10 protein-coding genes are annotated in these 11585 nt (G+C 73.4%); 5 read left to right on the top strand and 5 right to left on the bottom strand.

The features are described from left to right. Window positions 1-10: 10 nt before the first annotated feature. Both M8H82_RS34590 and M8H82_RS34585 read left to right on the top strand, forming a co-directional pair. Window positions 11-994, top strand: coding sequence for a protein phosphatase 2C domain-containing protein (locus M8H82_RS34590; protein ID WP_374211738.1), 984 nt, complete (start codon window positions 11-13; stop codon window positions 992-994). A 71-nt stretch (window positions 995-1065) separates the two neighbouring features. Then, window positions 1066-2808: a pyruvate dehydrogenase gene (locus M8H82_RS34585; protein WP_250079392.1), complete on the top strand. Its 1743-nt coding sequence runs from the start codon at window positions 1066-1068 to the stop codon at window positions 2806-2808. Here M8H82_RS34585 and M8H82_RS34580 read toward each other — a convergent pair. Next, window positions 2805-4169: a helix-turn-helix transcriptional regulator gene (locus M8H82_RS34580; protein ID WP_250079390.1), complete on the bottom strand. Its 1365-nt coding sequence runs from the start codon at window positions 4167-4169 to the stop codon at window positions 2805-2807. The genes M8H82_RS34585 and M8H82_RS34580 overlap by 4 nt on opposite strands. A 223-nt stretch (window positions 4170-4392) precedes the next feature. Here M8H82_RS34580 and M8H82_RS34575 point away from each other — a divergent pair, with 223 nt between their 5' ends. Both M8H82_RS34575 and M8H82_RS34570 read left to right on the top strand, forming a co-directional pair. Beyond that, complete coding sequence (locus M8H82_RS34575; RefSeq protein ID WP_250079388.1) at window positions 4393-5010, top strand: hypothetical protein; 618 nt, start codon at window positions 4393-4395, stop codon at window positions 5008-5010. 321 nt (window positions 5011-5331) lie between these two features. Next, on the top strand, window positions 5332-5715 hold the full coding sequence (locus M8H82_RS34570) for an ATP-binding protein (RefSeq protein ID WP_308293301.1): 384 nt from the start codon (window positions 5332-5334) through the stop codon (window positions 5713-5715). An 80-nt stretch (window positions 5716-5795) separates the two neighbouring features. Here the strand turns inward: M8H82_RS34570 and M8H82_RS34565 are convergent, their stop codons facing one another. Both M8H82_RS34565 and M8H82_RS34560 read right to left on the bottom strand, forming a co-directional pair. Then, window positions 5796-6848: a DUF2637 domain-containing protein gene (locus M8H82_RS34565; protein WP_250079385.1), complete on the bottom strand. Its 1053-nt coding sequence runs from the start codon at window positions 6846-6848 to the stop codon at window positions 5796-5798. 301 nt (window positions 6849-7149) lie between these two features. Further along, window positions 7150-7998: a (2Fe-2S)-binding protein gene (locus M8H82_RS34560; protein ID WP_250079383.1), complete on the bottom strand. Its 849-nt coding sequence runs from the start codon at window positions 7996-7998 to the stop codon at window positions 7150-7152. A 155-nt stretch (window positions 7999-8153) separates the two neighbouring features. On the opposite strand from M8H82_RS34560, the gene M8H82_RS34555 reads away from it, so the two are divergent. Next, window positions 8154-8927 carry a GntR family transcriptional regulator gene (locus tag M8H82_RS34555; protein WP_250079381.1) on the top strand — a complete coding sequence of 258 codons (774 nt, stop codon included), beginning with the start codon at window positions 8154-8156 and terminating at the stop codon, window positions 8925-8927. Between the two features lie 28 nt (window positions 8928-8955). On the opposite strand, the gene M8H82_RS34550 is transcribed toward M8H82_RS34555, so the two are convergent. Next, a complete protein-coding gene (locus tag M8H82_RS34550; protein WP_250079379.1) occupies window positions 8956-9729 on the bottom strand; it encodes a hypothetical protein in 774 nt (257 codons plus the stop codon). A gap of 156 nt (window positions 9730-9885) precedes the next feature. After that, the gene (locus M8H82_RS34545; RefSeq protein ID WP_250079377.1) at window positions 9886-11559 is read right to left on the bottom strand and encodes a PucR family transcriptional regulator; all 1674 of its coding nucleotides are present in this window, start codon (window positions 11557-11559) and stop codon (window positions 9886-9888) included. Between the last annotated feature and the right edge of the window lie 26 nt (window positions 11560-11585).

Raw genomic sequence — 11585 nt, 5'->3', positions numbered from 1 at the left:
CGCCGCGGTCATGGCCGACCCGGCCCTTCCGGCTGTCGAGTACGTGGGCTCCGGCCCGCCCACCTACGAGCCCGAACCCACCGCCCTCCCGCCCGCGGACCCCGACGACCTGGACGACCTGGTCGCCGACACCGTCCTAGACGGCGCCCAGTACGGCGTCTGCACCCTGCGCGCCGCCTCCGTCCGCGGCGACTCCGCCCGCTACCGGGGCGAGCCCCGCCGCGACTCCCTCCTCACCGCCCGCTTCGGCACCGGCGACACCGCGCTCGTCCTGGTCGCCATGGCCACCGGCGCCCGGGCCACCCCCGGCGCCCACCGCGCCGCCGCCGAGGCCTGCCACTGGATCGGCAGGGCCGTCGGCCGCAGCCACGCCCGCCTCGCCGAGGACATCCGCGCCGGCCGCCGCGGCGACCTGAAGTCCGGACTGCACCGCCTGACCGACCGCAGCCTCGGCAAGCTCCGCGCCAGCGCGGCCGAACTGGGCGTGGACCCGGAGGAGTACGCCGCCACCCTGCGCTGCCTCCTGCTCCCCGCCGACCCCGAGTGCCGTACCCGCGTCTTCTTCGGCGTCGGCGCAGGGGGCCTGTTCCGGCTGCGGGACGGCGAGTGGCAGGACATCGAGCCGCGGGTCACGGACGTCGTGGGCGAGCCCGTCGTGGGCTTCGGCTCGCCGCCGTCCGAGACACCCGAGGGCGACCGGCTCACCATGGACCTGGGCATCCCCAAGCCGCCGAGCCCGTACGAGCCCGCCCCGGAACCGCCCCGGGAGCCGTTCCGTTTCCGGGCCTCGGTCGCCCGTCCGGGCGACACGCTCCTGATGTGCACCGGCGGCCTCGCCGAACCCCTGCGCGGCGAGGCGGACCTCGCCCGCCATCTGACCGGCCGGTGGTCCGCCCCCACCGCACCGGGGCTCGCCGCCTTCCTCGCCGACACCCAGGTCCGCGTCAAGGGCTACGCCGACGACCGTACGGCCGCCGCCGTCTGGGAGAACTGACCGAGCGAACCGCGCGCCCCTGTGCCTCCAATGGAACCCCGAGCAGGCGATCCGAAGGGGTATCCGCAGCCATGGCCAAGCAGAACGTCGCGGAGCAGTTCGTCGACATCCTCGTCCGCGCCGGAGTCGAGCGCCTGTACGGCGTGGTCGGCGACAGCCTCAACCCCGTCGTGGACGCCGTACGCCGCAACCCCGGCATCGACTGGGTGCATGTGCGGCACGAGGAGACCGCCGCCTTCGCCGCCGGCGCGGAGGCCCAGATCACCGGGAAGCTGACCGCCTGCGCGGGCTCCTGCGGCCCCGGCAACCTGCACCTGATCAACGGCCTCTACGACGCCCACCGCTCCATGGCCCCCGTCCTCGCCCTCGCCTCGCACATCCCCTCCAGCGAGATCGGCCTCGGCTACTTCCAGGAGACCCACCCGGACCGGCTGTTCCGCGAGTGCAGCCACTACAGCGAGATGATCTCCAGCCCGCAGCAGATGCCCCGGCTGCTCCAGACCGCCATCCAGCACGCGGTCGGCCGCTCCGGCGTCAGCGTGGTCTCCCTGCCCGGCGACATCGCCGACCGGCCCGCCCCCGACAAGACCGTCGAGACGGCCCTGGTGACCACCCGGCCCACGGTCCGCCCCGGCGACGAGGAGATCGACAGGCTGGTCCGGCTGATCGACGCGGCCGACAAGGTCACCCTGTTCTGCGGCAGCGGTACGGCGGGTGCGCACGCGGAGGTCATGGAGTTCGCCGAGAAGATCAAGTCCCCGGTGGGGCACGCCCTGCGGGGCAAGGAGTGGATCCAGTACGACAACCCCTTCGACGTCGGGATGAGCGGCCTCCTCGGCTACGGCGCCGCGTACGAGGCCACCCACGAGTGCGATCTGCTGATCCTGCTCGGCACCGACTTCCCGTACAACGCCTTCCTGCCCGACGACGTCCAGATCGCCCAGGTCGACATCCGGCCCGAACACCTCGGCCGCCGCACCAAGCTGGACCTCGCCGTGTGGGGCGACGTGCGCGAGACCCTGCGCTGCCTGATCCCGCGCGTGCGCACCAAGGAGAACCGGCGCTTCCTCGACAAGATGCTCAAGAAGCACGCCGACGCGCTGGAGGGAGTCGTCAAGGCGTACACCCGGAAGGTGGACAAGCACGTCCCCATCCATCCGGAGTACGTGGCCTCGGTGCTGGACGAGATCGCCGCCGACGACGCGGTGTTCACGGTCGACACCGGCATGTGCAACGTCTGGGCCGCCCGTTACCTCACCCCGAACGGCCGCCGCCGGGTCATCGGCTCCTTCTCCCACGGCTCGATGGCGAACGCGCTGCCCATGGCGATCGGCGCCCAGTTCACCGACCGCCGCCGCCAGGTGGTGTCGATGTCCGGCGACGGCGGATTCTCCATGCTCATGGGCGACTTCCTCACGCTGGTCCAGTACGACCTGCCGGTGAAGGTGGTCCTGTTCAACAACTCCTCGCTCGGCATGGTCGAGCTGGAGATGCTGGTCGCCGGGCTCCCGTCGTACGGCACGACGAACAAGAACCCCGACTTCGCGGCCGTCGCGCAGGCGTGCGGCGCCTACGGCGTACGCGTGGAGAAGCCCAAGCAGCTCGCGGGCGCCCTCAAGGACGCCTTCAGGCACAAGGGCCCCGCCCTCGTCGACATCGTCACCGACCCCAACGCCCTGTCCATCCCGCCGAAGATCAAAGCCGACATGGTCACCGGCTTCGCCCTGTCCGCCTCCAAGATCGTCCTGGACGGCGGAGTGGGCCGCATGCTCCAGATGGCCCGCTCCAACCTCCGCAACGTGCCCCGGCCCTAGGGGTTGTACGGTCCCCATTCGCGTGCCGAGGTGTCGTACCCGTACCGGGGCAGGCCCTTGATGCCCGTCGTGCGCAGCGGGCTGCCGCGGTCGTCGATGCGGAGCGTGCCGGTGCGGCCCTGGGAGGACCAGTCGAGTTCCAGGTACCAGCGGCAGTCGCAGCCCTCGGTGCGGGCGGTGACGAGCAGCACCTCGGGGTCCTCGGCGGAGACCCGGTAGGGCAGGCGCATCGCCGGGATCGTGGTGCCCGCGTCGTTGCCGTCGACCGGGCGGGCGATCGGCCGGTCCTTGTCCAGGTCGACGTCGAAGGAGCGCGGGGTCACCGCCCCGCCGCAGCCGTGGTCCATGGCGTAGGCGTTGCCTTCGACGGGTGCCGCACGGCCGACCACCCGGACCCGCAGCGCCTCCAGGATCACCGCCGTGGACGTCCGTCCCTGCACCGAGATCCGCACCATGGTCTCCCGCCCGTGCACCGCGCCCTGCGCCCCGGCCCAGGCCCTGGCGTCCTGCGGGGCGGGCGGCGGCGGCACCTGCGCGGGCGGCTCGCCGATGACGTAGTCGTGCCCGCACCCCTCCGACCAGACGTGTGAGTCCGCGGTCCAGGTGAGCGGCACGCCCTCCTTCGGCTCGCCCTGCGCGGACGGCGCGCCGCTGCTCCCGTCGACGGCGGGCCGCGAGGGCTTCGCCGTGGCGGATGCGGACGTGGCGGGGGAGGGGCCGGTGGCCGTGGGGCTCGGCGATCCGGGGGACGGGCTCTTCGTGGTGGCGGGTGCGGTCGTACGGGGTTTGGGCGCGCCCTGGGGCCGGTCGCTCGCGCGTGAGTCGGGGCCGGTGTCCAGCGCCGAGAGGGTGCCCACGGTGGCGAGGAGGACCGAGGCCACGGCCGCGGCGACGGTGCTCCGCCGTCGGCGGTACCAGGGGCGGACCGGCGCGGGTGCCGGTGTCGCGTCCTCGGGCGCCGGTTCCGGTGGGATTTCGTCGGGCGCTGGTGCGGGCGCGGCGCTCTCCCGCACCGGTTCGGGCGCGGTGCCCTCGGGCTCCTCCTGCGCGGGGGTGCCCTCGGGCTCCGTCTGCGCGGGCGCGTCGGGTGCCGCCGTGCCCCGGGGCCGCTGCCGGGCCGCCACCGCGAGCAGCCAGCGCCGGTGCAGCTCCATCCGCTCCTCCGCCGACGCCCCGCACAGCGCGGCGAAGCGCTCCACCGGGGCGAAGTCCTGGGGGACCGCGTCACCGGCGCAGTAGCGGTGCAGCGTGGAGGTGTTCATGCCCAGCCGGCGGGCCAGCGAGCCGTAACTGCGGTCGGTCCGCTCCTTGAACTGCCGCAGCAGTGCGGCGAACTCCCCGACGTCGTCCTGTGCCGACATCCGTCCCCCGTGTTCTCCCGCCCGGGACGGCATCCCAGGCACCCATGTAATTGCACGTCAGACGGCCTGGGATGGTTCCACCCCGGGGAAAGCCGCGTCCCCTGTTGCGTCCGGGTCCTGTGACCGCTGATGCTCAAGGTGTCGCACCGACGACGGCCGGCCCGACCAGCCGGCTGCGCGATGACGACGACCCGCATCCACACTCACCCACGGGGGAACACTCATGCCCAAGCGCACCCGAGCAGGCGCCGCCACCGTACTCGCCGTCGCCGGCCTCACCGTCGGCGCGGCCCTCACCGTACCGGCCGGAGCCGCGCCGACGACGGCGAGCACGCCCCGCTTCCTGTCCGCCTCCCAGCTCCCGCCGCACCCCTCCTCGGCCTGGACCGCCGGCCAGGTCACCGACGGAGTCCCGGACGAGATGCGGTTCTGCCTGGAGGAGGCGCTGCTCGCCTACGACTCCCGGTACCGGCCGTTCCACACCGACCTGGACACCAGCGCCCGGCAGCTGACGATCGTCGTCGGCACCACCGCCAAGGCCAAGGCCCTGGCGAGCAGCCTGAACAAGGAGTTCAAGGGCTGCGCCGGGCGGATCGAGGCCGACCCGGAGATCGAGGCGACGTACAAGTCCTACGGCTCGCTCCCCGTCGAGGAGGGCGCCCGCGTGCACGGTCTGCACACCGAGACCACGTGGGGCGCCACCGACATCCGGCTGCTCTCCGTCGGCCGGGACGGCAGGACCGTCACCGTCGTGGACTGGTCGCAGCTGGGCGACTTCTCGGACGCTCCGGTGTCCGCGTTCAAGAAGACCACCACCAAGGCGGTCAACAAGCTGTACTGACCGCGGTGGCGCCGGGGGGATCGGGGCCGCCCTCTCGCCACGGGGGTCGGGAGGGCGGCCCCACGCACCCCGCTGCCGACCCCGCCGGTGGGCCACTGCCCCCTTTGTGGCCGAACGCCTGGTCGTTGACGATTCGACATGACTGCCCCGTGCCCGACGGGGCATGGATCCCGTGAACGTGTTCGAGCAGGAGGGAACGACATCGGCACGCGGGCGGGGGTCATGAAGAGGCAGGTAAGAGGGGGCGGTCCCGTAGCGATGGGGACCTTCCCGGCGAACACGGCTCAGGACAAGGCGGACGGCGGCACGGAACCGGCGCCGATGTGCCGGCTCAGCCGCAGGCTCGGGCGCGCCGACCTCAGGGCGGTGCCCGAGGCGCGCAGGGAACTGCGGGAGCTGCTGCGGCACTGGGGCAGGCCGGGACGATCGGAGACAGCGGAGCTGCTGACCAGCGAACTCGTCACCAACGCACTCGTCCACACCGACCATGACGCGGTACTGACCGCCACCCTGGGACCGGGTGGACTGCGGGTGGAGGTACGGGACTTCGTGGCCCACCGGCCCAGGGTGTGCGTACCGGACGCCGACGACGGTACGCACGGCCGGGGGCTGGCGCTGGTGGAGTCCCTCGCGGACGCGTGGGGCGTACGGCCGCACGCGGTGGGCAAGGCGGTGTGGTTCGAACTCGGCGCCGGGGCCGCCTGAACGAGGGCCCGCACAACGACGGGAGGGGGTACGACCTGACGTCGTACCCCCTCCCGTGGCTCGTCCTGGGAGAGCGGTTTTCAGCCGAACTGCTGCTCCAGATCCTTGAGCTTGCGCTCCAGGGAGTCCAGCCGCGGCAGGGCCATGGTGTCGTCCTCAGCGGTGAGGTCGACGGTCACCGGCTCAGAACCGGTGCGGGCGGGCTGAAGTGAGGGACGCGAGCGTACGGGCAGCTGCTCCGGCGACGATATGGCAGGCTCCGCGGTGACCCGGTCGGAGCCGCCGCGCTCCACGGCCTGGACCTCCACCTCCACCTGGCGCCCGCCGCCCCGGCCGACGAACCCGCGGTGGCCGCGGCTGATGGCCTTGAGCTGGGCACGCTCCACGCGCTGCGCCTCGCGGCGCCGCATGCGCTGCTCGTCCTTCTTCAGCTTGTCCTCGCGCACTTCCTCGACCGCCTCGTCCAGGCTGCGCACACCCTCCAGGAGCATCAGGGACCACGCCTTGTAGGTCTCCCGGGGCGCCCGCAGCCAGCGGACCATGCGGATCTGCGGCAGCGGCCTCGGCACCAGGCCCTGCTCGCGCAGGGCGGCCCGGCGGGTCTGCTTCAGTGCCCGGTCGAAGAGCACCGCCGCGGACAGGGACATGCCGGCGAAGAAGTGCGGGGCGCCGTCGTGGCCGATCCCCCGGGGCGCGTGCACCCAGTTGAACCAGGCCGCGGCGAACGCGAACGTCCATACGAGTATCCGGGAGCCGAGTGCCGCGTCACCGTGGCTCGCCTCGCGCACCGCGAGCACGGAGCAGAACATCGCGGCGCCGTCCAGGCCGAACGGGACCAGGTACTGCCAGCCGTCGGTGAGGCCGAGGTTCTCCTCGCCGAAGCCGACCAGGCCGTGGAAGGAGAGCGCCGCGGCCACCGCGGCACAGCAGAACAGGAGCACATAGGAGACGGTGCCGTATATGGCCTCCTTGCGCCTGCGGCGCTCTTCGCTGCGCTCCCACGAGTCGTCGGAACTCGTGTCCTTCCCCGAGGAGCGCTTTCCGCGCGTGAGCACCGCCATCGCGACCAGCGTGCCCAGGAGCAGTACGGCGCCCGGAAGCAACCAGTTCAGCGATATGTCGGTCAGTCTCATCTGGGGTCCCTTGCATTGGGATAGGGCGTAACGCCCGCCATAGTGGCCCAATCCCACCGGCCCTCAGGGGGTTTCGGGGCAAGAGGCCGCCAAGGAAGTGCAAGGGAATGCCCAGGGCGACGTTCTGCTCGAACTGCCGCGTGAGGGGCGGGAGTTGAGTTCGAATAAGACTACCCGTACGGGTGGTTCCACGGAAAGTTCCTGCGACGAGTGAGGAAGTTGTGAAACGCCTGAAACCCCGCGGGCGGTCGGCGGAGTCGATCTTACGGGACCCGGCGGGGTGTACGTGCCCCGCGCCGGCTCAACTCGCCGTCGCCAGCAGCTTGCTGACGCGCTGGGTGTCGCAGGTGCGCGGGCAGGTGGCGCAGGTGTCCTCGGGGCGCAGGGTGTAGAACATGCAGCAGCTCACCCGGTCCCGGGTCGACAGCGGCTTCCCGTCCGGCCCGGTCAGCACGCGGAAGGCGGCGGAACCGGCGTACGGCTTGGTCGAGCCGGGCAGCAGCAGCTCCAGCTCGCGCATGGCGCGCTCCTCCTCGCCGAGGAGTTGCCCGACGTACCACAGGCTTTCGACGATCTCGTCGGTCGCCATGCCCCACAGAGCACGGCCCCGGCGGCGCATGCGGGGACCGAACCCGGCGAGGACGGGTTCGAGGTGCTCGGCCACGGCGGCCCGGACCTCGGCGCGCAGCGCCTCCTCGTCCGGGACCACCCGGGCGCCCGGGAGGCCGGCCGCGGGGTCGCCGGGCAGACAGGCGAAGCCGGCGGTCGGGCGGACCGCCATCCGGCCGATGGGGTGGTCGGGGGTGGTGCGGTCGTAGGAGACATGCGTCACGGGCAGGCGGGGGACGCGGCGGTGCAGGAACCAGGGGACGGTGATCAGCAGGCAGGCGGGCCAGGCGTAGCGGTGCAGTCCGAAGCTGGCGGTGACGTCCGGGCGGGCCCGCTGCTCGTAGTCGCGCAGGACCTGCTCGTCGTCCCAGGCCAGGAAGGCGTCGAGCGGGGCGCCCCCGGCGGCGAGCTCGGCGGCGTTGACCCAGCCGGAGCCGGTCGGGGCCGGGTCCGCGGGATCCAGTTCGGTCACCAGGAGTGACGGGAGGACCTCGGTGAGCCGCGTGTACGCGTCCGTGGTGGCCGAACGGGGCACAGGCATCCGGGACTCCCGATTCAGTGCGGTTTTCAGGTAAGCCTTACCTTACCGAAGATCGGGCGGATTTGAACTGGGGGCCCGGGCGCTTATGGTGCTTGACGGATGAGTGACAACCCGCCGTAATGACCCCAAGACCGACACGTCCGCAGGAGGAGCCCGTGAACCAGGGTGCGCAGGGCTCCGCCGAGGCGCGGGCAGCCGAGCGGGTCCGGGGCGGGGCCGTGCCCGCCCAGCCCGGCGCGGCGGAGACGGCGCGGGTCCGCGGCGAACACACCCACAGCGAACCGTCGATGCCGCGTCCGCGCGTGGTCGTCCAGCGCTCCTCGGTGCGCGGGCAGATCCTCGACGCGCTGCGCAGGGCGCTGGTGGCGGGGGAGTTGGCGCCGGGCGAGGTGTACTCGGCGCCCGTACTGGGCGAGCGCTTCGGTGTCTCCGCCACCCCGGTCCGTGAGGCGATGCAGCAACTCGCCCTCGAAGGGGCCGTGGAGGTCGTGCCCAACCGGGGCTTCCGGGTGGTCGAGCGCGGCGCCCGGGAACTGGCGGAACTGGCCGAGGTGCGCGCCCTGATCGAGGTCCCGGTGCTGATCCGGCTGTCCCGCACGGTCCCGCCCGAGCGCTGGGCCGGCCTGCGCCCGCTCGCGGAGTCGACGGTACGGGCCGCCTCCAGCGGCTGCCGGGCGACGTACGCCGAAGCGGACCGCGCCTTCCACGCGGCGGTGCTGTCCCTGTCCGGCAACCAGCAACTCGTCCAGGTGGCGGGGGAGTTGCACCGCCGAGCCCAGTGGCCCCTGGTCGGCCCCCAGCCCGCCCGCGGCCGCGTCGACCTGATCGCCGACGCGGCCGAGCACACGGCCCTGCTGGACGCGCTGATCGCCCGCGACATGGAAGCGGTGCGGACACTGCTGGACGACCACTTCGCCTCGGCCCCGTAAACCCGACGCCCCCTCGTGGGCCCCGGATTCACGCCGTTGCCGCGTCCGTTGCCGGGGGTGTCTGGGCCAAGTGCCGGGCGAGCCAGGTCGGTACGCCGCCCAGGAGGCGGAACAGGCGGCGTGCCTCCTCGCGCAGGCGGGAGGCCTCCGGTTCGGGCTCGGTGTCCGCCAGCGAGGCCAGCGCGGGGGCCGTGCCCACCAGGTAGCCCAACTCCTCGCGGATCCGCAGGGATTCGGTGAAGCCGTGCCGGGCCTCCGCCAACTCGCCGTCCCGCAGGGCGAGTCCGGCCAGATGGCGCCAGGTGAAGGACAGCAGCAGCGGATCGGGGTGGGCCGTCGCCGCCGCGTGCGCCCGGCGGTAGGCCGCCCGCGCCGCCTGCGGCGAGTGCGCCAGGTTCTCCGCCAGCAGACCCCGGCGGAAGTCCAGCAGGGCCCGGCCCGGCGCCCCCGGCGGGATCAGCGCCGCCGCCCGCCCGAGCGCCGCCCGTGCCTCGTCGGCGCGGTCCCGGACCGTGTGCAGCGTGGCCGCGTAGGCAAGTTGCCCCCGTTCACAAGCGGCCGCGCCCCGCTCCTCGTCGCTGTGCGCCGCGGCCTCCGCCGTACGCAGCGCATCCTCGGCGTCCTCCCAGCCCTGCTCGGTGTACAGGCACCGCTCCACCAGCAGCGACGCCCGTTGCAGCGCGGCCGCCGGGGTCTCCGGCCGCAGCAGGGCCGCCGCGTCGGCCCAGCAGGCCCGCGAGCGCAAGCGCCATATCGCGGTCTGGAGTGGATCGTCACCGGCGGTCGTTCCGTTACCAGACATGGCGATATGCGCCACGTTGCCCTCCCCGAGCACGCCCTTGAGCTTTGAGTGGTGGCCGCATTTCAGCATCTGCGGCCCACGCAGGCCAAGAGGGTAGGTGAAGGATTTCACAAAGTCGTGGGACCGCGACCCCACCAGGGGTATGCCCGCGTGACCTCAGCTCATCCGCAGCGCCAGGAAGAAATCGAGCTTGTCCTCCAGCCGGGACAGGTCCCGGCTCGTCAACTGCTCGATTCGCCCGACCCGGTAGCGCAGTGTGTTGACATGGAGGTGCAGCCGGGTCGCGCACCGCGTCCAGGAGCCGTCGCAGTCCAGGAACGCCTCCAGCGTCGGGATCAGCTCGGCGCGGTGGCGGCGGTCGTAGTCCCGCAGCGGGTCCAGCAGCCGCGCGGTGAAGGCGCGCCGGACGTCGTCCGGGACGAACGGCAGCAGCAGCACGTGCGAGGCCAGCTCCTGGTGCCCCGCCGCGCACACCCGTCCCGGCCGCGCGGCCGCGACCCGGCGGGCGTGCCGCGCCTCCTCCAGCGCCCCGCGCAGCCCCTCGGCGGAGTGCACCGCCGCGCTGACGCCGAGCGTGACCCGGCCGTCGTCGTCGAGGCCCGCCGAGAGCGGGTCGCGGACCGACTCCAGGAGCTGGTCGGCGAGGAGTCCCGTCTCGGAGCCGTCGTGCTCGGCGGAGACGGCGGGCAGCGGGACCAGCGCGATCGCCTCGTCGCCCGTGTGCGCCACCGCGATGCGGTCGGAGGGCTCCGGGCCGGTGGTCAGCGGGTCGACCAGGATCTCCTCCAGCAGCGACTGCGCCACCGGGCCGCCCTCCACCGCGCCGCCCTCCCACTCCACCCGGGCCACCACGACCTGCCAGTGCGGGGCCGCGCCCAGGCCGGGCAGCAGCACCGGTGCGGCCACCCTCAGCCGGGCCGCGATCTCGGCGGGCGCGGCACCCGTCTGGACCAGCTCCAGGACCTCCTGGGCCAGCCGGCGGCGCACCGTGCGGGCCGCGTCCCGGCGGTCCCGCTCGACGGCGATCAGCTGGGTGACGCCCTGGAGCAGGTCCAGCCGCTCCTCGGGCCAGTCCCCGGCGTCCGCCTCCACGGCCAGCAGCCAGTCCGACAGCACCGTCTCGCGCACGTCCCGCGAGGCCCCCGGGGAGCGGCCGGTGCTGCGGACCGGGAACAGGGAGTACGGCGTCGAGTCCAGCGTGATCCGGTACGGGCCGCGCCGGCCGGTGCGGGCGGCGGCCAGGTGCTCGGCGGCGAGCTGGGCACACAGGCCGGCGGGGAGGGCCGGGCCGCCCACCTTGGACCCGGCGATCAGCCGTCCGGTGGGGGACAGCACCCAGGCCCGCAGATCCAGGTCCGAGCCCAGCAGGTCGAGGACGACGTCCGGGCCGCCGCCCGCGGGCCCCGCGGTCATCATGCGCCGGTGCCGGTCCACGACGGCCGCGAGATCGCCCGCCCGCTCCCCGGACACCTGCCGTACGACGTGCTCGGTGATCGTCGCGAAGGCCACCGACTCGTGCACGCCGAACAGCGGCAGGCGGTGCCGGGCGCAGGCGGTCACCAGGTCCTCGGGGACATCGCCCAGCTCGGCCTCGCCGGCCGCGAGGGCGGCCACCCCGGCCTGCGCGAGGATCCGGACGAACGGCTCCGAGTCGTCGGCGTCCCGGCGCCAGGCCAGGCCGGTGAGGACCAGCTCGCCGCCCGACAGATAGCGGCTGGGGTCCCGCAGGTCCGTGGTCATCACGCCACGGACGGTGCGGTCGAGCTCCTCTTCGCCGCCGAGCAGCTTGAGGCCCAGCGCGTCCGTGTCCAGCAGTGCGCGCAGCCGCATTCTCGTCGCCGCCGTTCCTTGTCTCG

Origin of the sequence: Streptomyces sp. YS415 (genome assembly GCF_023544665.1) — a bacterium.
In the GTDB taxonomy this organism is placed as follows: Bacteria; Actinomycetota; Actinomycetes; order Streptomycetales; family Streptomycetaceae; genus Streptomyces.
This window is presented reverse-complemented; position numbering and strand designations above follow the sequence as displayed.

Excerpts from the sequence above, each read along its gene's own strand:
- M8H82_RS34590 (WP_374211738.1), top strand. The coding sequence starts at position 11 with ATGGCCGACCCGGCCCTTCCGGCTGTCGAGTACGTGGGCTCCGGCCCG.
- M8H82_RS34585 (WP_250079392.1), top strand. The coding sequence starts at position 1,066 with ATGGCCAAGCAGAACGTCGCGGAGCAGTTCGTCGACATCCTCGTCCGC.
- M8H82_RS34580 (WP_250079390.1), bottom strand. The coding sequence starts at position 4,169 with ATGTCGGCACAGGACGACGTCGGGGAGTTCGCCGCACTGCTGCGGCAG.
- M8H82_RS34575 (WP_250079388.1), top strand. The coding sequence starts at position 4,393 with ATGCCCAAGCGCACCCGAGCAGGCGCCGCCACCGTACTCGCCGTCGCC.
- M8H82_RS34570 (WP_308293301.1), top strand. The coding sequence starts at position 5,332 with ATGTGCCGGCTCAGCCGCAGGCTCGGGCGCGCCGACCTCAGGGCGGTG.
- M8H82_RS34565 (WP_250079385.1), bottom strand. The coding sequence starts at position 6,848 with ATGAGACTGACCGACATATCGCTGAACTGGTTGCTTCCGGGCGCCGTA.
- M8H82_RS34560 (WP_250079383.1), bottom strand. The coding sequence starts at position 7,998 with ATGCCTGTGCCCCGTTCGGCCACCACGGACGCGTACACGCGGCTCACC.
- M8H82_RS34550 (WP_250079379.1), bottom strand. The coding sequence starts at position 9,729 with ATGTCTGGTAACGGAACGACCGCCGGTGACGATCCACTCCAGACCGCG.
- M8H82_RS34545 (WP_250079377.1), bottom strand. The coding sequence starts at position 11,559 with ATGCGGCTGCGCGCACTGCTGGACACGGACGCGCTGGGCCTCAAGCTG.